The organism is Chromohalobacter sp. HP20-39 (assembly GCF_033052815.1).
Taxonomy (GTDB): Bacteria; Pseudomonadota; Gammaproteobacteria; order Pseudomonadales; family Halomonadaceae; genus Chromohalobacter.
In genome coordinates, this window is sequence record NZ_JAWHTP010000007.1 from 104,827 (window position 1) to 126,783 (window position 21,957).

Consider the following 21,957-nt stretch of genomic DNA (forward strand, 5'->3'; position numbering starts at 1 on the left):
TCTAGAATACTGTTAGCATTTTAACAATTGCATGAGACGATCAAGCCCATAAGCAATGGTTATCTAGCGCCGAACGTTACCTTGAGTAATGCAAGGTTTTTGTTGTCCGTCGATTTTCAGCCCAGCGTATAACAGGGGACGTACTCACTGCCCGGCAGTTTCATCCGTTCCTGGGCCACGAAGGAGGTCAGTAATGCGTCGAGACGTGCCATCAAATCCGGCTCGGCATGCAAGCGGAAGGGGCCACGTTCCTCGATGGCGCGTATGCCTTCTTCCTTGACGTTGCCGGCGACGATGCCTGAAAACGCACGGCGAAGATTGGCCGCGAGTTCATGCACCGGTTGTTCGCGATGCAGGGCGAGCTCGGCCATGCTTTCGTGCGTGGGCTCGAAAGGCAATTGAAAGCCGGCATCGACGTTGAGACGCCAGTTGAAATAGAAGGCGTCGTTCTGGCTACGTCGAAACGCTGCTACGTCATCCACGCCTCGGCGCATGGCACGACCAACCTCGGCGGGATTGTCGATGATGATCTGATAGCGTTCACGGGCCTTTTCTCCGAGCGTGAAAGCCAGGAACTCGTCGATGCGCTTGAAGTAGTCGGCACTGTCGCGGGGACCAGTAAAGACGATCGGGAAGGGGACGTCGGCGTTGTCCGGATGCAGCAGAATACCCAGCAAATAGAGAATTTCCTCTGCAGTTCCCACACCGCCGGGGAAAATCACGATGCCATGCCCGGCTCGGACGAAGGCCTCGAGACGTTTCTCGATGTCGGGCATGATGACCAGTTCGTTGACGATGGGGTTGGGCGATTCGGCGGCGATGATGCCAGGCTCGGAGATACCCAGGTAACGGCCATTGTGACGACGCTGCTTGGCGTGCGCGACGTTGGCGCCCTTCATGGGGCCTTTCATGGCGCCGGGGCCGCATCCCGTGCAGATGTCGAGATCGCGCAGTCCTAGGTGGTAGCCCACATCCTTGCTGTAATCGTATTCCTCGCGAGTGATGGAATGGCCCCCCCAGCACACCACGAGGCTGGGTTCGCGCGAGGATTTCAGTGTGCCGGCGTTACGCAGAATATGGAAAACGGCATTGGTGATACCTTCTCCACGCTGGAGATCGAACTTGGGCGTGTGCTGGATTTCGTTGTGAACATAGACAATATCGCGCAGCACGGCAGAAAGATGCTCGCGAATCCCGCGGATCATCTGCCCGTCGACGAATGCGCTGAGGGGTGCGTTGTCGAGCTTGAGGCGAATGCCTCGATCTTGTTGCAAGACTTCGATCTCGAAATCATGATGCGCCTGCATGAGCGCGCGGCTGTCATCGGTAGGATTGCCGCAGTTGAGCACGGCCAGCGAGCAGCGTCTCAAAAGATCGTGCAGGCCGTTGGCGGAGGTGTCGCGCAGGCGGTTGACCTCTTGCTGCGAGAGGACTTCCAGGCTCCCTTCGGGAGAAATGATGGTAGAAAGTTTCTGGGGCATTGACGCATCCTTGTGGCGGCGCGAAGGCCGAAGGAAAAGCTCAGCAGATGGGCGGGGCATCGGCCATTGACGCGTCTTGCGCAAAGCCCGGCCGCCGCACTGGCCAGATGCTGATTCATGTTGCGATGCTAACACGCGATCTTCGGCCACGCAGCGATGTGAGGCGTTGCAGAATTTGCTATGATGTAGCTATTAAAACCCCCGAAGCCACGGTTATTGCCACGCTAATCTTCGTCGATCGTGTCATGGCTTCGGCACTCTAAGCAGCCGCCCCGAAACGCCAGCCGGTGGACCCTCATTTCATGTTCAACGCGCAATATTTCCGTACCTTCATCACGCTTGTCGAAACGGGTAGCTTTACGCATACCGCGCGCAAGCTGGAAATGACCCAGCCTGGAGTCAGTCAACACATACGTAAGCTGGAACGCTACCTAGACAAGTCCTTGCTGCAGCGGCACGGGCGCCGTTTCACGCTGACCGAGGCGGGCCGGCGTGCCTATGATTATTCTGTCAAGCTGTTTGCCGAGCATGAACAGTTTCGGCACTCGCTGGACAATGACTCGCCGGACACCGGGGAGTGTCGCGTGGCATCGCCGGGTAGCGTGGGGTTGATGTTCTACCCGTTCATCCTGGGCTATCAGCAGATGCACCCCGGGCTGACGGTCACCTATGATTTCGCCTTCAATGGCGAGATCGTCGATGCGGTCCTGGCGGGTCGCTTCGACGTGGGCATCGTCACCGATGTCAGCAAACATCCGGACCTCAATTTCGAGCCTTGGCATCAGGAGCCGCTATGCCTGGTCGTACCTGCGGACTTCGCCGGCACGACGATCAGTGAGCTCATGGCGCTGGGTTTCATGAACTATTCCGATGGTATCAACAACGCGAGCTTGCTGTTGCGACGCAATTTTGCCGGGGAATTTCGCTCGATGAGCCACTTTCCACAACAAGGCTTTTCCAACGAGATCAGCATGGTGCTGGATGCGGTGGCGCGTGGCCTGGGCTTTACCGTGATACCCCGGACTGTACTCGAGACGTCGCCTTGGCAGCGTCAGGTCAAGGAGCTGCCCGTAACGGAATCGGTATACGAGACACTGTATGTCGTGACCAAGCGTGGCGTCGAAATGCCACGCCGTTACGAGCAGCTGCTCGGTGAGTTTCGCTTGCAGCGCCGCAACGTGCTCTATGGATATGCCGAGGCACCACCGCTCGAGGAAGACGCCTGAGGGTGCGTCGGATGTGACAGTCTCGACTGGCGTGACTGTCTAGACTGAAACGGCCCCATCAAGGTAAGTCTTGATGGGGCCGTTTTCGCGTGTGGTGTCTTGGGCGCTAATCGCGCTCAGTCGCCGTCGCGATACGCCTCGATGGGCGGGCAACTGCAGATGAGGTTGCGATCGCCATGGACGTTGTCGACGCGATTGACCGTCGGCCAGTATTTCGCGGCCTTGGTGGCGTCGGTGGGGAAGGCGCCCAGTTCACGCGAATACGGTCGATCCCAGTCGTCCGCCATCAAGTCCGCCTGCGTATGCGGCGCCATGGATAGCGGGTTGTTATCCGCGGGCCACTCGCCGGTTTCCACGCGTCTTATTTCGTCGCGAATGGCGATCATGGCATCGCAGAAGCGATCGATTTCATAGCGCGACTCCGATTCGGTCGGTTCGACCATCAGGGTCCCGGCGACGGGGAAGGACATCGTCGGGGCGTGGAAGCCGTAATCCATCAAGCGCTTGGCAATATCTTCCTCGCTGATGCCGGAAGCCGTTTTGAGCGAGCGGACATCCAAAATGCATTCATGGGCGACAGTGCCGTTGCGGCCTTTATAAAGTACCGGGTAGTGTGCTTCGAGGCGCTTGGCGATGTAGTTGGCGTTGAGTATTGCCAGTTCCGTGGCGCGTTTCATGCCGCGCCCGCCCATCATCTTGATATAGGCCCAGGAGATCGGCAGGATCGACGCCGATCCGTAGGCCGCCGCCGAGACCGCGCCGGAATCCGTCTCGACACCGGGCAGGGGGGTGATGACGTGATTGGGCACAAACGCGGCTAGATGCGCCTTGACACCGATGGGGCCCATGCCGGGACCGCCGCCGCCATGGGGAATGCAGAATGTCTTGTGCAGGTTGAGGTGCGATACGTCACCACCGAAATCACCCGGGCGGCAAAGCCCGACCTGGGCGTTCATGTTGGCCCCGTCGATATACACCTGACCGCCGTTATCGTGCACGATGCGGCAGGCTTCGCTCACGCTTTCCTCGAACACGCCGTGCGTCGACGGATAGGTGAGCATGATCGCCGATAGCGCTTCGCGGTGCTTGTCGGCCTTGGTGCGCAGGTCGCCGATGTCGATGTTGCCATCGTTATCGCATTCGACGACCACCACTTTCATCTGCGCCATGGCGGCAGAGGCCGGATTGGTGCCGTGGGCCGAGCTCGGGATCAGGCAGATATCGCGATGGCCCTGGCCTTGTGATTTCTGGTAGCGCCGTATGGCGACCAGGCCTGCGTACTCACCCTGTGCGCCGGAATTAGGCTGCATGGAAATCGTGTCGTAGCCAGTGATCTCGACGAGAAACGCCGATAGCTCGTCGATCATCTGCTTGTAACCGGCGACCTGATCCTGCGGCGCGAAGGGATGGATATTGGCGAATTCCGGCCAACTGATGGGGATCATCTCGCTGGTGGCATTGAGCTTCATGGTGCATGAGCCCAAGGGGATCATGGCGTGGGTAAGCGATAGATCCTTGTTTTCGAGACGCTTCAAGTAACGCAGCATCTCGGTTTCGCTGCGGTAACGCCGGAACGTGGGGTGGGTGAGGAAGTCGCTTTCCCGTGCGCAAATAGCCGGTATGCCGGTCATGCTCTGCGTGTGAACGTGGCGGTCGAGCTCGCGCACCGACAGCCCATGCTCGTCTCCCAGCAACACGTCGAATAGCGTGGCGACGTCCGCCGCCGTGGTGGTTTCGTCGAGGCTGATGCCGATATGGCCATTGGTGTCGTAACGCAGGTTGATTTCGTGCGCCATGCTGCGGCCATGTACTTGGCCGTGGTCGAGCCCTGCCAGCGTGAGTGTATCGAACCAGCTGTCGTGGGCGAGTGTCACGCCGTGGCGCTTGAGCCCCTCGGCGAGAATGGTCGTCAGGCGATGGATCCGCGAAGCGATGGTGCGCAGCCCCTCGGCGCCGTGATAGACCGCATAGAAGCCGGCGATATTGGCGAGCAATGCCTGAGCGGTGCAGATATTGGAGGTCGCTTTCTCGCGGCGGATATGCTGCTCGCGCGTTTGCATGGCCATGCGCAGCGCGCGTTGGCCACGGCTGTCCTTGGAAACACCGATGATGCGTCCGGGGAGCGAGCGCTTGAGCGCGTCGCTAGCGGCGAAAAACGCCGCATGCGGACCACCATATCCCATGGGAACGCCGAAACGCTGGGAACTGCCCACGACGATGTCTGCGCCCAGTGCACCGGGTTCCTTGAGTAGTACCAGGCTCATCAGATCAGTGGCGACGCAGGTCATGATGCGCCGTTGTCGGGCTGCTTCGAGTTGCTCCGTGATATCGCGTACTTCACCGGTGGCCCCCGGGTATTGCAGCAATGCCCCGAAGACATCGTGATCAGCCAGGGTCTCGGCGGGCGCGACGATGAGCTCGAAACCGAAATAGGCGGCGCGGGTACGCAGAACATCAAGGGTCTGGGGCAGCACATCGTCAGCCACGAAGAAGCGCTCGGTCTTGGCCTTCTTGTTGGCGCGGCGGCATAGGGCCATGGCTTCGGCGGCAGCCGTCGCCTCATCGAGCAGGGACGCGTTGGCGATCGGCATGCCGGTCAAGTCCATGACCACCTGCTGGAAGTTCAGCAGGCCTTCCAGGCGCCCTTGGGCTATTTCCGGCTGATAGGGCGTGTAAGCCGTGTACCAGCCAGGGTTTTCCAGCACGTTACGCTGGATGACGGCCGGCAGATGCGTGGGATAGTAGCCTTGACCGATGTAGTTCTTGAAGGTCTTGTTCTGGCGTGCCAGCTGCTTGAGATAGGTTAGCGCTTCTGCTTCACCACGGGGCTCTTCGAGAGACAGGTTACGTTCCAGGCGAATATCGCCAGGCAACGTCTTGGCTATCAGTGACTCGATATCGGGAAAGTCCAATGTCGCCAACATGTGTTGGACATCGTCCTCGTCAGGCCCATTATGGCGCGTCAAGAAGTCGTCATGATTGGCCAATTCGGCCAGGCTGCGGTTGTCGTTTGCCATGAAACCCTCAAGCGGTGGCGGGCGGTCGAGCCCGATTCGACACGAAGCGGCGACACGTAACGAGGATGCCGCCGGCAGAACAGGACAAGTGCGATGTGCGTCAGCCTTCCTCGGCGCTGACGAGTGCGTCATACGCTGTGGCATCGAGCAGCGCATCGAGCGCGTCGGGCTCGGCAAGCTTGAGCTTGATGATCCAGCCGTCCTCATAAGGGTGTTCGTTGATGGCCTCGGGAGAATCCTCGAGTGATTCGTTGACGGCGACGATTTCACCGCTCAACGGTAGGTAGAGGTCGGAAGCGGCCTTGACGGATTCGATGACACCGAACTCTTCGCCGGCATCGAGTTGCCGGCCCGTGTCGGGTAGCTCGACGAAGACGACGTCTCCCAGGGATTCCTGGGCATGATCGGTGATGCCGATCGTGACGGTGCCGTCGTTGTTGTCGAGGACCCATTCGTGGCTGTCGGTATAGCGAAGATTCGCAGGGATGTGACTCATCGTTATTTTCCTATACGAAAAGAGTTTCTGATTTGGGGAATATGAGTGCCATTATGCCTCATTGATTCGCCCTTGGCATCGTCATCTTGCAATTCTTCATGCCATTCGGCTCGACCGTTCACTAAGGGTGGACAGGATAGCGACGAGCGTCCAGCAAAAAGCCATACTGCCTATAAGCATGCCCCATGCCCGGTCCAACGCGTAATCGTGACGCGCTGCTTCGATGAATTCGCTTGCCATGAGATTCTCCACGCGCATCGAACAGGCAGGTGCCCAGTCTGCTACTCAGAGGGCGGAAAGAGACACTGTCTTGCAGTTGCCAAGCCGAGAGACAGCAATTAGCCTGCGTTTCTAATAAGAAACTTGTTGTGCGCGTGTCTTGCCTGCATGGTCGCACGAGTAAGCGACGAGATTTCTGTTTGTAACGCCTGAAGCGCTATTTTGCTTTATGGGTATGGAGAAATGCCAAGCTGATCCGCTAAAGTCGAGAGGGTTTTGGCGGTTATCTTGTTGAATTAACACCGTTGACGATAGCGCACACCTTGCGCTGTATAACAACAAATGTCTGGGAGGACATCTCGTGGAAACACTCAATACGGTATTCAGCGCCATCAATGATGTTGTATGGGGCCCCTTGATGCTCATGTTGCTGCTGGGGGTGGGGGTATATCTGCAACTGGGGCTCAAGTTGCTGCCCATTCGCAAGCTGGGAGCTGGCTTCGGCCTTCTCTGGAAAGGACGCAAAGCCGAAAAGGGCGATGAGGATGAGGGGGAAATTTCTCCCTTCAATGCGCTGATGACATCGCTTTCGGCCACTGTTGGTACCGGTAATATCGCGGGTGTCGCCACTGCCATCTTCCTGGGGGGACCGGGGGCCGTGTTCTGGATGTGGATCACGGCACTGGTGGGCATGGCGACCAAATTTTCCGAGGCGGTGCTGGCGGTTCGGTATCGTGAAGTCGATGCGGCGGGCGATCACGTTGGTGGGCCGATGTATTACATCCGCAACGGGTTGGGCAAGAAATGGGCCTGGCTAGGTGGTTTGTTTGCGTTTTTCGGTGCTGTTGCTGCCTTCGGGATTGGTAATACCGTGCAGTCCAACTCGGTTGCCGATGGCCTCAATGAATCACTGGGCATGCCGCATTGGTTGACTGGTGTGATCATCATGTTGCTGGCTGGCGCCGTGATTCTCGGCGGGATCAAGCGTATTGCCAAGGTGGCGGGCAAGCTGGTGCCGGTCATGGCGATCGCTTATATCATCTGCGGTTTGCTGGTGCTGATTATCAATATTGAGCACGTTGGTACCGCGCTGGGGCTGATTTTCGGGCATGCCTTTACGCCGATATCCGCTGCTGGTGGTTTTGCGGGGGCTGCCGTGGCCAAGGCGATTCAATTTGGTGTGGCGCGGGGCGTCTTTTCCAACGAGGCAGGCCTGGGGAGTGCGCCGATCGCCCATGCCGCGGCACAGACCAAGAACCCTGTGCGCCAGGGGCTGGTGGCGATGCTGGGGACGTTCATCGATACCATCATCGTGTGCTCGGTCACCGCGCTGGCGATCTTGACCAGCACCGAGTGGACATCCGGTGAGACCGGCGCGGCGTTGACCGCGATGGCCTTTGATGGCGCGCTCCCGGGTGTCGGTCAGTATGTGGTGTCCTTCGCGCTGGCCGTGTTTGCCTTCACCACCATCCTGGGCTGGGCCTTCTACGGCGAAAAGTGCTTCGAGTATCTGTTCGGCGTCGCTTCGATCAAGATCTACCGGGTGGTGTATATTCTGGCGATTCTTGCGGGAGCCGTCGCGCCACTGGAATTCGTCTGGCTGATGGCCAGCGTCTTCAATGCCATGATGGCGATCCCCAACCTGGTCGCGCTGGCCCTGTTGTCGCCGGTGGTCTTCAAGCTCACCAGTGATCACTTTGCCGGCAAGACGGTTTTGCCTGGCGAAGACCTGGACGATAAACGCTGAGCTATCGCGGGGCGGCAACCGTCGCCCCTTCACGGATAACGACGAGGAAGCGACGATGTCCGACGATCTTCATCAGACGCCGCTGTATGACGTGCATGTCTCGCTCGGTGCTAAAATGGTGCCCTTTGCCGGGTACAGCATGCCGGTGCAATACGCCTTGGGCGTCAAAAAGGAGCATGAGCATACCCGCCATGCGTGCGGCCTGTTCGACGTATCGCACATGGGCCAGCTCATTGTCTCCGGGCCGTCGCCGGCGCGTGCGATTGAAACGCTGGTGCCGGCGGATATCGCCGATTTGCCTGCGGGAATGCAGCGCTATGCACTATTTACCGGCAATGAAGGCGGTATCCTTGATGACCTGATGATCGTCAATCGTGGCGAGGATTTATATGTCGTCGTCAACGCGGCCTGCAAGGACCAGGACGTGACGCATCTGCGCACTGGGCTCGATGCGGAGCATCAGGTGGAGGTGCTCGACCGGGCTTTGCTGGCGTTGCAGGGGCCTCAAGCGAAAGATGTCATGTCCCGTTTATGTCCCGACGCCTGCGACTTGGTGTTCATGCATCACGGTCAATTCAAGGCATTGGGCACTTCGCTATGGATTAGCCGCAGTGGGTATACCGGCGAGGATGGTTTCGAGATTTCGGTGCCCACGGACGCTGCCGAGCATCTGGCCAAATGGCTGGTCGATCAGCCGGAGGTCGAGCCCATCGGTCTGGGCGCGCGCGACTCTCTGCGTCTGGAAGCTGGGCTGTGTTTGTATGGACATGACCTGGATACAAAGACGACACCTGCCGAGGCGAGCCTTATATGGGCCGTGGGCAAGGCTCGACGTATCGGCGGCGATCGTGAGGGAGGCTTTCCAGGGGCCGATGTCATTCTGCCGCAGATCGACACCAAGCGGATCACCCGAAAGCGTGTTGGTCTGCTGGGCGAAGGGCGAGCGCCGGTACGCGAAGGCACTCAGCTTTATAGCACCGAGGATCGTCATGTGGGCTGCGTGACATCGGGAAGTTTCGGGCCGACCCTGGGTAAGCCGGTTGCCATGGGATATGTCGATATCGAATTCGCGGCGTTGGAAACGACATTGTATGCCGATGTTCGTGGCAAGCGCCTGCCCATGCAGGTGTCGCGAATGCCGTTCGTGCAGGCCAAGTACTACCGTGGTTAAAAGACATCTTCTTATACCGTTATCTTAAAGCCTCGGGTAAAACTCGAGGTTTTTTCTTACAATCATCTAGTCCAAAGCAGGGAGCCATTGCCCATAAGTCGCCCCCCAAAGCCCCATTTGGGCGATGGCGAACCCCAGTATTGCGCCTGCGATGACATCGCTGAGGTAATGCAAGCCCAGGATGACACGCGAAGCGGCGATCAGCCCTGCGAGCGGAAGAACCACAATGAGCAACCATGGCGATGTCGCGGCAGTAAACGTGCAGAACATGACGGCATGCAAAGTATGCCCGCTGGGAAAGCTGTAACGGTCCAAGGGTGGCATGGTGCATGGGATGCTCGAGAACGTTATATAGGGACGTTCACGACAGAGGCGCGTCTTGACCCAGCGGTAGAAGAGGGCGCCAGCTGCAGCGCATAACCCCCACATTAGCGTCAGGCGCCAGCCTTCCCGTCCATAGATGATCGGCTGCATCAAGGCCAAGGCCACCCAGGCCGGCCAGTCGCCGATACGGCTGCAAAACTTGAACAAGCCGTATATCAACCGCCGCTGGCTGAGCAGGGCGATGCGCTGACAGAGCTGCCATTCGAGGGAGTCCAGGCGTTCAAACGTGACCGGGGGACGAGATCGCATGCGGGCTCTCCTGAGTCGCCATGATCAAATACGTCAAGAAGCGTTCGCCGATGACATGCCAGCTCTGGTCGGCGACTTTTTCTCTGGCCGCGATGCCGGCGCGTTTTCTCATGTCCGAATTCAGGCAGAGCTCTACGGCTGCCTGGACAAAACCGTCATCGTCGGTCGCGTCTATCAAGCGTCCTTGGCGTCCATCCGCGATCAACTCGCTCGCGGCGGCTTGATCGAAAGCGACCACAGGAAGCCCGCTGGCCATGGCTTCGGGCACCACGTTTCCGTAGGTCTCTGAATGAGACGGGAACAGGAACATGTCCGCGCTGGCGTAGTGGCGTGCCAAGTCTTCTCCACTTAGAAAACCGGTGAAAATCGCGTTGGGCAGCATTTTCTCCAGATGCTGCCTTTCGGGGCCATCACCGACCAGCACGATACGCAGTGTCGGCTGTACCTCCTGCAACGCGCGTAACGCACGCACGAGGAGCGGCATGTTCTTTTCGGCAGCCAGGCGACCCGCATAGAGTACGACCGGGCGGTCGGTATTGGCACCCCATTGAGTTCTGAGGTGAACGTCGCGTCGTTCTGGGGTAAAGCGTTGAGCGTCGATACCGCGGCCCAATACGTTTACACGCTGGAACCCACGCTGATATAAGCGCTCGGCTTGGGCTCGGGTCGGAACGAGCGTCATCTGGCAACGGTTGTGAAAGTAACGTAATCCGGCGCTAACGATGCCGCTGGCCCAGCGTAAGTGATAGTTCGCCGCGTACTGGTCGAAATTGGTGTGGAAACCGCCGACGACGGGAATCGATAAATGACGCGCCGTGGCCAGCGCAGCCCAGCCCAACGGGCCTTCTGTCGCAATGTAAACGACATCGGGGCGTGACTCTCGCCACAGGCGTGATAAACGACGCCAGGCAGGCGAGCCGACATTTACATCGGCGTAGCCTGGAAGGGAGAAAGCGCGAACTTGCATATCACGTTCGGCACGTCCTTCTCGGCCGTCTTGGTGGGGGCGGGGGCGCACCAGTTGCAGGTTGACGTTGCGCGCTGAGAGGTGATGGGCCAGATGGCCCAACGTGTGTGCCACACCGTTGATCTCGGGTGCCCAGGTTTCACTGACCAATGCGACTCGCATGATGCACCTCCGTGGCATATCAAGACGCTGTCAGGTTCAAGCATCCTGATGACAGCTGTGCGACACCATCGTGACGATACGATGTCGTCAACCAAGAGTGCCGTATTGTCGATGGGCCAGATATTTCTTGTCTAGCGTAGCACCTGTTTGGGATCGACGGGTTTTCCGCCATGACGGATATCGAATAGCAGGTCATCGCGCCCCGTGGCATGTCGATGACCGACATCGCAAACGGGCGTGCCTTGCTGTACCTCATCACCATCTTCGACGAGTAGGCGTTGGCAGAGCGCATAGACGCTCTGCATGTTGTCACGGTGGTGAATGATCACCACACGCCCCAACTGTCGCATGCTATCGGCAAAGCGGACGGTGCCGTCGGCAACGGCCAGTGCCTGACTATCGGCAGAGGTCGACAACAACATTGGCTGGAGAGTGCCGTATGAGTCAGTGCCGTAGTCACGAGCGATCTGGTATTGCTTGAGCGGCCAGTGCCAAGCGTGGGCACTGCTGGGCAACGCCCCCGGGTCGGGAAGTGAGCGGCTACGTGTCGGACGGCTGGAAGCCGCCGTCGGAGACGTTCCCGTCGTCGCGCTACCCAGAGGCACCGTGATTAATTGCCCGATATTCAGATCATTCGCCGCTAATCCTGGATTCGCTGCTTGAAGACGTTTGACACTACTGCCAAATAGTCGGGCGATACTTGAGTAAGTATCCCCCGGACGTACTTGATAGCGATATGGGCCTCCGCCTGGTGCCCGTTCACGATGGGTAGGCACCAAGATGCGTTGCCCGATGGCCAGGCGGCGTGCATCGGCGCCGGGATTGAACCGCTGCAAGCGCAGCAGGGGGACTCCTGCTTGCTTGGCGATTTGCCCTAGCGTGTCGCCACGTTGAATGGAAACCCAGTTGCCGGCGATATTGCCGCCACGATAGCCACCGGCACCTGGCCCCCCCGCACAGCCGGCGAGTATCAAGACAAAGAGGAGGAGGGGAATGATGCGAGCGCACGATCCTTCTCCTGCCATAGCGCGTTCAACCATGAATGGAAGCGTTCCTTGTAATGCGGGTCCAGATGATAGTCGCCATTGCTCATCCAGTCGGGCACGTTGAGTCGGCGTGCCTCCATATGTACAGGGATTTCGCGGCCGCAAAGGAAATGCCAAAAGTTCGGGGCCGCATGGCGATAATGAAGCGTGATGTCGAGAATGCCGCTCAGGCGATCACCCATTAGATTTATGACCTGCGCGGTGCCACCGGCTTTGGGGCGCAGCAGATGCCGAAACGGACTCGCTTGGTGATCACGCTTGGTGGGGGTGAAGCGGGTCCCCTCGACGAAGTTGTAGATCGTCATCGGCATTTCCCGGGCGCGTTCGCACATGCGTTGCGTTGCGCGGCGGTCACGTTCTGCCAACTTTGGCTGCCGAGTAAGCTCGCTACGTGCGTAGCGACGCATGAAAGGAAATTCGAGCGCCCACCAGGCAAGGCCGATGACCGGGACGAAGATCAACTCGCGCTTGAGAAAAAACTTGGGCATCGAGGTCCTTCCGTACAGCACGTACTGCATGACGAAGATGTCCGTCCAACTGCGGTGGTTGGCGATGACCAGCCACCACTGGCTAGGAGACAGTCCCTCGGGTAAGTGCGCGGTGATGCGTGGCTTGACCCAATGACGGATCCACCAGTTGTTAGTGGCGATCCAGGCCAGGGCGATGGCGTTGAGTCCCGCCAGTACGCGTAGGCGCAAACGCCGCGTCGGCGTCACGAGCTTGAGGAGCGTCAGCAGATAAAGCGGCACACTCCAGAAAAGCGTGTTGGCGATCAGTAACAGCACGCTTGTCAGCCCCTTGAGGGTCGCCATGCCGTTCTCCTTCAATGACTTGGCAACTTATGCTACTGGATCGTGTAGCGGCTGCCCAGTCTCAGGCAAGGCGATGGCGTGCGTGTCACTCGGCGAGCGCCGGGAGTTCGACGAAGAACTCAAGGGCTTCAGGGTTGGCAAGCGCATCGCGATTCTTGACGGACTCGCCATGGACGACGTTGCGCACGGCGACTTCGACGATCTTGCCTGATAGCGTGCGGGGGATGTCCTCCACGGCAATGATCTTCGCGGGTACATGCCGCGGGGTCGTATGCAGGCGTACCGTGCGTCGGATTTCGTCGCGCTTGGCTTCGTCGAGCACGACATGAGGACGCATACGGACGAAAAGGACCACGCGCACGTCGTTCTGCCAAGTCTGGCCGATGCATAGCGATTCAAGCACACCGTCTACCTTTTCGACTTGCCGGTAGATCTCGGCGGTGCCGATGCGCACACCCCCGGGGTTGAGGACGGCATCCGAGCGCCCGTGGATGATGACGCCGCCGTGGGGTGTCAGTTCAGCGTAGTCGCCATGCGCCCAGATACCTGGGAAGGTCGAAAAGTAAGCGTCGCGATAACGCTCCCCGTCTGGGTCGTTCCAGAAGCCGGTGGGCATGCAGGGGAAGGGGCGTTTACAGACGAGTTCCCCCTTGTCGCCAGTGACGCTTTGTCCGTGATCATCGAAAACGTCGACGGCCATGCCGAGCCCGCGACATTGCAGTTCGCCACGGTAGACAGGGCGGATCGGACATCCTAGTGCGAAGCAGGACACGATATCCGTTCCCCCGGATATCGAGGCCAGCATGAGGTCGTGCTTGATCTCGGCATAGACGTAATCGAATGACTCATGGGGCAGTGCCGAACCGGTGGAGAGCAGCGCGCGTAGGGGAGAAAGGTCGAATTGCTTGCCGGGTGCCAAGCCTTCCTTTTCACAGGCCTGGAGGTACTTGGCGCTGGTGCCGAAGACCGTGACGCCCTCATCGCTGGCGATTTGCCATAAGGTCTCGGGATGGGGGGCAAACGGTGATCCATCGTAGAGCAATAGCGTGGCGCCGGAGCCGAGCCCGGACACCAGCCAGTTCCACATCATCCAGCCACAGGTGGTGTAATAGAAGAAGGTATCGTCGGCGTCGACATCGGTATGCAGACGGTGTTCTTTGAGGTGCTGCAACAGGGTGCCGCCCGTCGAGTGGATGATGCACTTGGGGACCCCCGTGGTGCCCGAGGAGTAGAGGATGTAAAGCGGGTGCTCGAAGGGCAGTGGTTGGAAGTCGATTTCGTTGGCATCGTTATCCAGGTAGTCGGCCCAGGCGATGGCGCGGGGAATATCATCGAGAGTCGGGGCGTCTTCGAGAAAAGGAAAGACCACGACATGCTTGAGCGAGTCGATGGAATTGGCAATATCGGCGATGCGCGCCCGAGTGTCGATGGCCTTGCCGTTCCAGGTATAGCCATCGGTGGCGATCAATACTTTGGGGGCGATTTGCCCAAAGCGATCCAATACACCGTTGAATCCGAATTCCGGCGAGCAGGAAGACCACACCGCGCCAAGGCTGGCCGAGGCAAGCAAAGCGATGATGGCATGTTCGCTATTGGGCACGAAGCCCACGACGCGATCCCCTTCTGTGACACCGCTGGCCTTGAGCGCATGGGCCAGCCTGGCGACGCTGGCGTATAACTCGGCATAGCTGATGACGCGTCGTCGCAGGCGTTCATCACGAACGATCAAGGCGGGATGTTCGTCACGCCGACGCAACATGTTGGCGGCATAATTCAAGCGGGCTTGCGGGAACCAGCGTGCGCCAGGCATGGCATCGGGACGCACCAGGATGTCATCGCCACGCCGCTCGGCGAGGATGTCGAGCTCATCCCACAGGAGCGCCCAGAAAGCGTCCAGATGCTCGACGCTCCATGCATGCAGTGACTCGTAGTCCGCCAGCGATGCGCCGTGCTCGCGGTTGATGCGCTGCATCAGCGCATACATTTGCGTGCTTTGTATGGCCGTCGTCGACGGCTCCCAAAGGGGCGTGGTCATGTGACCTCCGAGTCATCTGCACCGCCGCCTGTCTTCAGGGCGACGTCTCATGGAGCGGCATGGGGAAGCTGCGCGAAGATGTTGCGTTGCACCATGATAGTATTAAAAACAAGTCGGTAGCTTACTGTCCACTCGACCAAAGGGGGAGTGCGATAGCGCTGCGTGCGTCTCACGTCATGATGACAGGGAGATGATGAAAATCTGACCAATCCAAGGCGAGGTGGGAAACGACAAGTCGGAATAGCGGCTTCGACGACGCTCATGCACAGTGTTATCCACAGTTTTTGTGGATGGTTTTTCTCATCCCCTGAAAAGGGCATATCTGACCGTCTATGCTGGACGCTGGGTCGGCGATATCCAGGGAGTAGTAGATGTCGTCATGCGCGCTAGCAGGTAGACTAGTGCGCTTGCCAACACATTGCCCGGGCATGCCTCAGGGAGGCATGCCGAACCCATACGGCACTTATATCGCCAGGAGGTCGATTTGCGCAGCTTGCCCGCAACCCTGCCCATTCTATTTCTCAGTGAAATCAGTTTCCTGCTCGGCCATGGCTTGATCATGACCTTGCTTGGGGTGCGCATGTCGCTGGAGGGCTTCCCCTCGCAGATGGCGGGCTTGTTGATGTCGAGCTTCTCTTTGGGCTTCGTGATCGGGAGTTATCTGATCGAGAAGCGCATCCGCACGGTGGGGCATATTCGTGTCTTTGCGGCTTGTGCAGCCGTACTGGCGGTGACGGCGATGCTGCATGGGTTATGGGTGGACCCTTGGGCATGGTTGGTGTGGCGACTGTTTGGCGGTGCGGCGACTGCAGGCTTGCTGATGGTCATGGAGTCGTGGGTTTCGGGTGAGTCGACGAACGATAACCGGGGGCGCGTGCTGGGGTGGTACTTGGTCATCTCGACATCTTCCCTAGCGGTTGGGCAATGGCTGCTCAATGTCGCCGACCCGGCAACATTCGTGCTGTTTTCGGTCTCGGGGATCCTGTTCACGTTGTCGCTGGTGCCGTTGTCGATTTACCGGATACATGGTCCGGCGCGCTCGTCGCATGAGGTCTCCAGCAAAATCTCGCTGCGAGAATTGTATCGCCGTGCGCCGGTCGGGCTGGTCGGGGCCTTCACAGCGGGGCTGATGGTTCAGTCCTTTTTTGCGATGACGCCATACTACGGACAGGAGATTGGTCTTTCGACCGCGCAAACGGCGCAGTTCATGGCGATCACGACACTGGTGGCCCTGGTGGCCCAATGGACGCTGGGGCGTGTCTCCGACCGCCTTGATCGTCGCAAGGTAATCCTCTGTATGGCCTTGGTGATGGCGGTGACCGGAGTCATGATTTCGGTGGCGGCCCGATTCGACTTCTGGGTGCTACTGGTGGTGGCCTGCTTCCATACCGCGATGTTGCACACGCTCTATTCCTTGAGCCTGTCGCACACCAACGACTGGCTCGATCCCGAGGAAACCATTCAGGCCAATGCCAAGCTGTTGATCTGGTATGGCATCGGCTCGGTTATCGGGCCTTATAGCGCTTCTGTAATCATGGAAGTGACTGGTCCAGACGGGCTATGGCTATTCTTGGGCGGTGCCGCACTGACACTGGCGATGTTCGTCATGGTGAGGCTCCATGGCACCAAGGGAGTTCCGTCGGAGGTGGAGCAAGAGCCTTATGTGGCAGCGGTGCCCATGGTGGAGTCGACGCATTATCTCAGTGAGATGGATCCACGTTTCGAGCCTCAGCAATTTGAGTTCGATTTCGAGTCCTACTACGAAGACGATTGGGCATCATATGACAGTAGTGAACCACAGCCGGAAGCAGAAGAAGAAGCACGATGAAGGAGCTATCTAGGCACTGAGCTCGCAGCGGGTGTGCTGTGGCAACAAGAGTTCCGCCGCTCGTTCACGAGTTCCTGGCAGTCGCTTCTGTACGAGTGCCAGCCCACCGGTGGTGACGCGGTGCTCGTCTCCCGCTGCGAACACAGCGCGCTGCGTGCAGCAGGCATAGTAGCGATGTTCGAGTAGAGGGGAGATCGGCAGAAGTGCATCTGTCTGATCGCCAGACTTTAGCCCAGCCTCAGCGATGACGTCGGCGTATTCGGTGATCTCGCGTCCTAATCGCTGACAATCGAAGCCGACGTGATGCATGCGCGGCCCCATGATTGCGAGCCAGGCGGCAAGTGGGTGGGCCGCCTGCAGTTGCTGATAAGTCGCCCAGTCGGGCATGGGCCAAGGGCGGCCTCGAGAAAGCAGGTTTTGGCCGCGACTATCTTGCGGATGAGACTGCTTGATGAGTGCCTCCAGGTGATGGCGTGGCGTCTGGGTCAATGTGTCCAGTTGCAGCTCAATGAGCACGATCCACGCATCGTCATTGCCTGGACTCAGCATGTTGGCCAGTACGCCGCGATCGGCCATGGCGTGGTGACCGACGCGTCGATAACCGAAATGATAAAGTGCCGGGAGCAAGCGCTGTGCCTGGTAGGGCTCGCGATTGACCGTCACCAGCACGCAATACTCGGCGTGGATATCGGGGGGCCAGAGCGATAGGGCCCCTATATCGGGATGGCAATGAATATAGTCGAGCCAAAGTTGCTGCAGGAATTCATCGCGTTGCATGACTGACACCTCGCCTCCTGTCGCAATGCACTCAGTGTAGTGCTTTCTCACTGCGTAGGCGGATGTAGATTCAACGCTCCAAGACGTGGGCAGAGAGCCGAAGTAAGGAGAGCAGCGCCAACTAACGTAGGTGTGTTGGCGCTGAAGCGAATGTCAGCTCTGAGTGGCAGGCATCAGTTCGTTATCACGTACGTGCTGCTCGAACTCGGTAAAACCGCCGATATGGGTCTGACCGATGAATATCTGCGGTACCGTCTCGACAGGCTTGCCGATGGTCTTTTCCATGTCGGCTTTGGTGATGCCTTCTTCGTGAATGTCGATGTAACGGAAATCGAAATCATCGCGTGCTTCGCTGAGTTGCTCGGCGAGCTCCTTTGCGCGTACACAGAAGGGGCAGCCGGGGCGGCCGAAAATCACTGTCAACATAAGGATTCCTTTAATTAATGGGATTGTATGCCATGAATTTAATGTCCATTGTTCCGACAATATCGAGAATCTGCCAATAGAGTCTTGCTACGCACGCAATGGGGGCGTTCTATGACGAGTCAACCCTGTGCTTCGATTTCGTCGAGGCGGCCCTCATCGGCCTTCAACAGGATGTCGCGCAACGCATTATATATCCTGGGGGTGCTTACCAGCATGTTTTCCCCATATAGCTCGGCCGGGATGCGGTCGGGACATTGATAAAGATGTCCGGTCTTGGCGCCTGCTTCGCGGGCGATTAGCAAACCCGCAGCAAAATCCCAGGGGGAGACACTTTCATAATACGCATCAAGACGACCGCAAGCGACGTGGCAGAGATCCAGTGCGGCCGACCCATTGCGGCGTATGTCGCGACAACTGGTGAGCACACCGGTGAGACGACGTAGCAAGGGCGCGCGAGCATCGCGACGATAGGGGAATCCCGTGGCAACCAAGCTGCGTGGCAATTCGCTCGCATGGCTGGCCTGAATGGGCTCGCCGTTTCGCCAAGCGCCTTCGCCGCGCATGGCTGTGAAGGTTTCTCCCAGGAAGGGAGCATGCACGACGCCCAGGCGCAGCTTTCCCTCCGATGCCCAGGCGATGGATACCGCTACATGGGGGTGTCCATAGGCAAAATTAACCGTTCCGTCGATGGGATCGACGATCCATACGGCGCCGTTGTTCTCGAGCACGTCGCGGTCTGGGGAAATCTCTTCCGTAAGGCGTGCATCGTCGTGAAAGTGGGCATCGAGCTCGGAAGCGATGAGCCGATCGATTTCGACATCGGCGTCAGTCACGAGCTCGTCGCCGCTTTTGTAGCGCTGCTGAAACGCTTGCGACTCGCGCGCCGCCACGATGCGCTCTCCTGCCAGTCGTGCGATGCGCTCGGCCTCGGCAAGCCGTTGGGAAGGCTCCATGTGGTCTCCTAGGATCAATGCGTTCTGTTGGCTTTAGTCTAACAGGCCTGTCGCATGGCGTAAGTGATGCTGGCATACGCCGCAACTCACGTCTTATTCTGAATGCAGTTCATGTCGTCATCGAGGAGAGTGCTATGGCAGCCCCTTCTACACTGGGTCATCCGCGTGTCGCGATCGTGACCGGCAGTTCCAGCGGTATCGGTGAAGCGGTGGTCAAGCAGTTCTGCCAAGAGGGTTTGCAAGTCTTGGCAGTGGATGCCAATCCGCAAGGCGTGGAGATTGCAGAAGCTGCGGGTGCCGTCTTCTATCATGCGGATCTCACTGACCCCGAAGCGTGTCGGGGCGCGGTTGCAGAAGCCATCAAGCGTTTCGGGCACGTCGACATATTGGTCAATAATGCAGGCATTCAGTATGTGGAAGCGTTGGAAGATTTCCCCGAAGCGAAATGGCGTCAGATCATCGATCTCATGTTGACGGCTCCTTTCTTGCTGATGCAGGCGGTATGGCCCCATATGCGTCAAGGACAGTGGGGGCGGATCATCAACATGGCATCGATTCATGCCAGCGTCGCATCGCCGGGCAAAGTGGGCTATGTCAGTGCCAAGCATGGTTTGGTGGGGCTGACGCGAACGGCGGCTCTGGAGGGCGGCGAGGCAGGCATCACGGTCAATGCTCTCTGTCCGGCCTACGTGCGTACGCCTTTGGTGCAAGGCCAGATCGCGGATCAAGCGCGTCTTAATGACATGGACGAACAACAGGTGATTGAGGAGGTGCTGCTGAAAAATGCCGCCATTAAACGCCTTATCGAGCCCTGCGAAGTGGCGGCACTCGTCAGTTATCTAGCGTCGGAGCAGGCCGGCGCGGTTACCGGGGCCTGCTGGAGCATGGATCTTGGTTGGACTGCGCAATAATGGGAGGCGCGATTAACGCTTCACGGGACGCTTTTGCAGTTTGCGCTGCAGGGTTCGACGGTGCATTCCCAGTGCGCGTGCAGTGGCGGAGATGTTGCCATCGTGTTCCTGTAGCACTTTCTGGATGTGCTCCCAGGTGACTCGGTTTACGGACGGTGGATTATCGGCGATGTCGATATCGGGGTCGCCGCCTTCTCGTTCCAGAGAAGTCAGTATCTCGTCGGCGTCGGCTGGTTTGCAAAGATAATTGACGGCGCCCAGCTTGATGGCTTCCACGGCGGTCGCGATGCTTGAGTAGCCCGTGAGCACGACAACGCGGCACGCTGGGGCCAGCGCCAGCAGTTCGGGAAGTAGCTTGAGCCCCGAAGAATGCTCGAGCTTCAGGTCGAGTGTCGCCATGTGCGGTGGCGCCTGGCGCACGCTGGCCAATGCCTCTTCTTCGGTCATGGCGGTCGTGACCTCGAATCCCCTCCGCCGCATGGCGCGGGCCATGACAAGACAAAACTGTTCGTCATCGTCGATGATCAATAGCCGTTCGGCATCTGCTGACATAATGTTCTCCGTTGCTGTCAGGTGGGGTCGCCTGAAATCGCCCGTGGCAGCTTGACCTCGGTAAGCGTACCGCCTTCTTCGTGATTGTAGAGGCTGACACCGCCGCCGAAGCGATTGATCGTGGCGTGTGTCAGAAACAGGCCGATACCCATGCCCTTGCTCTTGGTCGAAATGAATGTTTCGCCTAGTTGGTCGGCAATATTCATCGAGACGCCGGGCCCGTGATCGCGAATGTCGATGATGACGTCATCCTGCGTCCAGTCGAGCAGGATGGAAATATCCATGGGATTGGCGTCGGCCGCATTGTTGAGCAAGTTCATGATCGCTTGTTCGAGCGTGGTATCGGTAGCGATATAGGGGGTGCCACGTTTGCCTTGGATATCGATGCTGTGGCTCACGTCGGGGCGCAAGACCAGCCAACGTTGCAGTACATCGCGCAGCCAGGTTTCGGCTGCGGCGATTTCCGGCTTGGCCAAGCGTCGCCTGTCGGCATTGGCCACTAGTGTCTGCAGGCGCGCCTTGCAGGTGTCGACTTGCTGCCGTAATAAGTCTATATCTTCCACGAGTGGCGTATTGTCGTGCGCTTCCTCCCTCATCTCGCTAAGCAGCACCGCCATGGTCGAGAGCGGTGTGCCTAACTCATGGGCGGTGCCGGCAGCCTGCGTTGCTACGGCGAGGACCTGTTCATTGCGCAATGCCGTCTCGCGTGTTCGCGAGAGTGTGAGGTCACGTCGTCGCAATGCGTGTGCCATCTTGAAGATGAAGAATGTCACGAGCCCAGCGGATAAACCGAAGTTCAGCCACATACCGATGATGTGCAGGCGGATCCCGGTACCTACAAAGCCATTGCTGAGCTGTGGGACAGGCTCGTAAAACAGCATCATGGTGGTGTAACTGGCTAGAGACGCGGCGGCAATGATCCAGGCGAAACGCCAGGGAAGTGTTGCTGCGGCGATGGTCACCGGCACTAGGTAGTAGGTGATGAAAGGGTTGGTGGAACCTCCTGTGTAGTAGAACAAGAGACTCAATCCGCCCACATCGATTAACAAGTGGACGAGATATTCGGTATCCGTCACGGCTCTCGGGCGCCCCAAGCGCCACCATGTGGCGACGTTGACGAGCCCCATGGCAATGATGACCAGAATGACGGGCATTACATGGAGCTGAAAGCCCAGTATCTCGATCCCGAAGATGATTGCCCCTAGAAAACCGGTCCACGTGATGCCACGCACGATGGTCAGTCGTACTAGGTTGCGGTTGGGGGTAGAGAGGGGTAAGGGCTGGTGCATGGAAGCTCCCGGCATGCGATACGAAGGGCAGGATAACCGATAGAGACAATAGTGACAGCCAAAGGGGGAGGGTGATAATGCCGCACCCTTGGTATATATAGTGAGTACAAACTGAAAGGATTTATCAGTACGAAAACCTCTTGCGTTCAGTCCGCGTGGGCCGTAAAGTACGCATCCGCTGCCGGCGACGGGCTTCGTGGCCAGCGGTG

The 21,957-nt window shown here is 58.5% G+C and carries 18 protein-coding genes; 5 read left to right on the forward strand and 13 right to left on the reverse strand.

All coding sequences use genetic code 11. From position 1 onward, the window contains the following. Positions 1 to 116: 116 nt before the first annotated feature. Positions 117 to 1,481, reverse strand: coding sequence for a nucleotide 5'-monophosphate nucleosidase PpnN (gene ppnN, locus RVY79_RS13865; protein ID WP_317464905.1), 1,365 nt, complete (start codon positions 1,479 to 1,481; stop codon positions 117 to 119). Positions 1,482 to 1,783: 302 nt separating this feature from the next. Between ppnN and RVY79_RS13870 the strand changes: the two genes are divergently transcribed. Next, positions 1,784 to 2,707, forward strand: a complete 924-nt coding sequence (locus RVY79_RS13870) for a LysR family transcriptional regulator (protein ID WP_317464907.1) — start codon at positions 1,784 to 1,786, stop codon at positions 2,705 to 2,707. A 116-nt stretch (positions 2,708 to 2,823) separates the two neighbouring features. Here RVY79_RS13870 and gcvP read toward each other — a convergent pair whose 3' ends face one another. Together gcvP and gcvH are read right to left on the reverse strand one after the other, a co-directional pair. Continuing rightward, on the reverse strand, positions 2,824 to 5,724 hold the full coding sequence (gene gcvP / locus RVY79_RS13875; RefSeq protein WP_317464908.1) for an aminomethyl-transferring glycine dehydrogenase: 2,901 nt from the start codon (positions 5,722 to 5,724) through the stop codon (positions 2,824 to 2,826). Between the two features lie 100 nt (positions 5,725 to 5,824). Then, the gene (gene gcvH, locus RVY79_RS13880; RefSeq protein ID WP_317464910.1) at positions 5,825 to 6,220 is read right to left on the reverse strand and encodes a glycine cleavage system protein GcvH; all 396 of its coding nucleotides are present in this window, start codon (positions 6,218 to 6,220) and stop codon (positions 5,825 to 5,827) included. A 580-nt stretch (positions 6,221 to 6,800) separates the two neighbouring features. On the opposite strand from gcvH, the gene RVY79_RS13885 reads away from it, so the two are divergent. Continuing rightward, positions 6,801 to 8,186: a sodium:alanine symporter family protein gene (locus tag RVY79_RS13885; RefSeq protein ID WP_317464912.1), complete on the forward strand. Its 1,386-nt coding sequence runs from the start codon at positions 6,801 to 6,803 to the stop codon at positions 8,184 to 8,186. A gap of 55 nt (positions 8,187 to 8,241) precedes the next feature. Beyond that, positions 8,242 to 9,357 carry a glycine cleavage system aminomethyltransferase GcvT gene (gene gcvT / locus RVY79_RS13890; protein WP_317464914.1) on the forward strand — a complete coding sequence of 372 codons (1,116 nt, stop codon included), beginning with the start codon at positions 8,242 to 8,244 and terminating at the stop codon, positions 9,355 to 9,357. Between the two features lie 66 nt (positions 9,358 to 9,423). On the opposite strand, the gene RVY79_RS13895 is transcribed toward gcvT, so the two are convergent. From RVY79_RS13895 to RVY79_RS13915, 5 genes are all read right to left on the reverse strand, one after another. Then, positions 9,424 to 9,990 (reverse strand): phosphatase PAP2 family protein, encoded by a 567-nt coding sequence (locus tag RVY79_RS13895; protein WP_317464916.1) that lies wholly within the window; start codon positions 9,988 to 9,990, stop codon positions 9,424 to 9,426. Then, positions 9,962 to 11,119, reverse strand: a complete 1,158-nt coding sequence (locus RVY79_RS13900; protein ID WP_317464919.1) for a glycosyltransferase family 1 protein — start codon at positions 11,117 to 11,119, stop codon at positions 9,962 to 9,964. Before RVY79_RS13900 ends, RVY79_RS13895 begins: the two co-directional genes overlap by 29 nt. Before the next feature lie 131 nt (positions 11,120 to 11,250). Then, on the reverse strand, positions 11,251 to 12,159 hold the full coding sequence (locus tag RVY79_RS13905) for a LysM peptidoglycan-binding domain-containing protein (protein ID WP_317464921.1): 909 nt from the start codon (positions 12,157 to 12,159) through the stop codon (positions 11,251 to 11,253). Then, positions 12,090 to 12,977 (reverse strand): acyltransferase, encoded by an 888-nt coding sequence (locus tag RVY79_RS13910; protein WP_317464922.1) that lies wholly within the window; start codon positions 12,975 to 12,977, stop codon positions 12,090 to 12,092. The genes RVY79_RS13905 and RVY79_RS13910 overlap by 70 nt, the downstream gene beginning before the upstream one ends. Before the next feature lie 85 nt (positions 12,978 to 13,062). Then, positions 13,063 to 15,012 carry an acetoacetate--CoA ligase gene (locus RVY79_RS13915; protein WP_317464923.1) on the reverse strand — a complete coding sequence of 650 codons (1,950 nt, stop codon included), beginning with the start codon at positions 15,010 to 15,012 and terminating at the stop codon, positions 13,063 to 13,065. Positions 15,013 to 15,496: 484 nt separating this feature from the next. Between RVY79_RS13915 and RVY79_RS13920 the strand changes: the two genes are divergently transcribed. Beyond that, the gene (locus tag RVY79_RS13920; RefSeq protein WP_317464925.1) at positions 15,497 to 16,840 is read left to right on the forward strand and encodes an MFS transporter; all 1,344 of its coding nucleotides are present in this window, start codon (positions 15,497 to 15,499) and stop codon (positions 16,838 to 16,840) included. 9 nt (positions 16,841 to 16,849) lie between these two features. On the opposite strand, the gene RVY79_RS13925 is transcribed toward RVY79_RS13920, so the two are convergent. The 3 genes from RVY79_RS13925 to RVY79_RS13935 form a co-directional block, all read right to left on the reverse strand. Further along, on the reverse strand, positions 16,850 to 17,617 hold the full coding sequence (locus RVY79_RS13925) for a DUF1338 family protein (RefSeq protein ID WP_317464926.1): 768 nt from the start codon (positions 17,615 to 17,617) through the stop codon (positions 16,850 to 16,852). A 153-nt stretch (positions 17,618 to 17,770) separates the two neighbouring features. Further along, positions 17,771 to 18,043, reverse strand: coding sequence for a GrxA family glutaredoxin (locus tag RVY79_RS13930; protein WP_317464927.1), 273 nt, complete (start codon positions 18,041 to 18,043; stop codon positions 17,771 to 17,773). 119 nt (positions 18,044 to 18,162) lie between these two features. Further along, complete coding sequence (locus RVY79_RS13935; RefSeq protein WP_317464930.1) at positions 18,163 to 18,996, reverse strand: inositol monophosphatase family protein; 834 nt, start codon at positions 18,994 to 18,996, stop codon at positions 18,163 to 18,165. A gap of 134 nt (positions 18,997 to 19,130) precedes the next feature. Between RVY79_RS13935 and RVY79_RS13940 the strand changes: the two genes are divergently transcribed. Then, positions 19,131 to 19,907, forward strand: coding sequence for a 3-hydroxybutyrate dehydrogenase (locus RVY79_RS13940; protein WP_317464940.1), 777 nt, complete (start codon positions 19,131 to 19,133; stop codon positions 19,905 to 19,907). 12 nt (positions 19,908 to 19,919) lie between these two features. Here RVY79_RS13940 and RVY79_RS13945 read toward each other — a convergent pair whose 3' ends face one another. Together RVY79_RS13945 and RVY79_RS13950 are read right to left on the reverse strand one after the other, a co-directional pair. Continuing rightward, positions 19,920 to 20,459 (reverse strand): response regulator transcription factor, encoded by a 540-nt coding sequence (locus RVY79_RS13945; protein ID WP_317464932.1) that lies wholly within the window; start codon positions 20,457 to 20,459, stop codon positions 19,920 to 19,922. A 17-nt stretch (positions 20,460 to 20,476) separates the two neighbouring features. Continuing rightward, positions 20,477 to 21,748: an ATP-binding protein gene (locus RVY79_RS13950; RefSeq protein WP_317464934.1), complete on the reverse strand. Its 1,272-nt coding sequence runs from the start codon at positions 21,746 to 21,748 to the stop codon at positions 20,477 to 20,479. Between the last annotated feature and the right edge of the window lie 209 nt (positions 21,749 to 21,957).

What these genes read in the sequence shown, in the direction of transcription:
- ppnN (WP_317464905.1), bottom strand. Translation starts at nt 1,481, where the DNA reads ATGCCCCAGAAACTTTCTACCATCATTTCTCCCGAAGGGAGCCTGGAA.
- RVY79_RS13870 (WP_317464907.1), top strand. Translation starts at nt 1,784, where the DNA reads ATGTTCAACGCGCAATATTTCCGTACCTTCATCACGCTTGTCGAAACG.
- gcvP (WP_317464908.1), bottom strand. Translation starts at nt 5,724, where the DNA reads ATGGCAAACGACAACCGCAGCCTGGCCGAATTGGCCAATCATGACGAC.
- gcvH (WP_317464910.1), bottom strand. Translation starts at nt 6,220, where the DNA reads ATGAGTCACATCCCTGCGAATCTTCGCTATACCGACAGCCACGAATGG.
- gcvT (WP_317464914.1), top strand. Translation starts at nt 8,242, where the DNA reads ATGTCCGACGATCTTCATCAGACGCCGCTGTATGACGTGCATGTCTCG.
- RVY79_RS13895 (WP_317464916.1), bottom strand. Translation starts at nt 9,990, where the DNA reads ATGCGATCTCGTCCCCCGGTCACGTTTGAACGCCTGGACTCCCTCGAA.
- RVY79_RS13900 (WP_317464919.1), bottom strand. Translation starts at nt 11,119, where the DNA reads ATGCGAGTCGCATTGGTCAGTGAAACCTGGGCACCCGAGATCAACGGT.
- RVY79_RS13905 (WP_317464921.1), bottom strand. Translation starts at nt 12,159, where the DNA reads ATGGTTGAACGCGCTATGGCAGGAGAAGGATCGTGCGCTCGCATCATT.
- RVY79_RS13910 (WP_317464922.1), bottom strand. Translation starts at nt 12,977, where the DNA reads ATGGCGACCCTCAAGGGGCTGACAAGCGTGCTGTTACTGATCGCCAAC.
- RVY79_RS13915 (WP_317464923.1), bottom strand. Translation starts at nt 15,012, where the DNA reads ATGACCACGCCCCTTTGGGAGCCGTCGACGACGGCCATACAAAGCACG.
- RVY79_RS13925 (WP_317464926.1), bottom strand. Translation starts at nt 17,617, where the DNA reads ATGCAACGCGATGAATTCCTGCAGCAACTTTGGCTCGACTATATTCAT.
- RVY79_RS13930 (WP_317464927.1), bottom strand. Translation starts at nt 18,043, where the DNA reads ATGTTGACAGTGATTTTCGGCCGCCCCGGCTGCCCCTTCTGTGTACGC.
- RVY79_RS13935 (WP_317464930.1), bottom strand. Translation starts at nt 18,996, where the DNA reads ATGGAGCCTTCCCAACGGCTTGCCGAGGCCGAGCGCATCGCACGACTG.
- RVY79_RS13940 (WP_317464940.1), top strand. Translation starts at nt 19,131, where the DNA reads ATGGCAGCCCCTTCTACACTGGGTCATCCGCGTGTCGCGATCGTGACC.
- RVY79_RS13945 (WP_317464932.1), bottom strand. Translation starts at nt 20,459, where the DNA reads ATGTCAGCAGATGCCGAACGGCTATTGATCATCGACGATGACGAACAG.
- RVY79_RS13950 (WP_317464934.1), bottom strand. Translation starts at nt 21,748, where the DNA reads ATGCACCAGCCCTTACCCCTCTCTACCCCCAACCGCAACCTAGTACGA.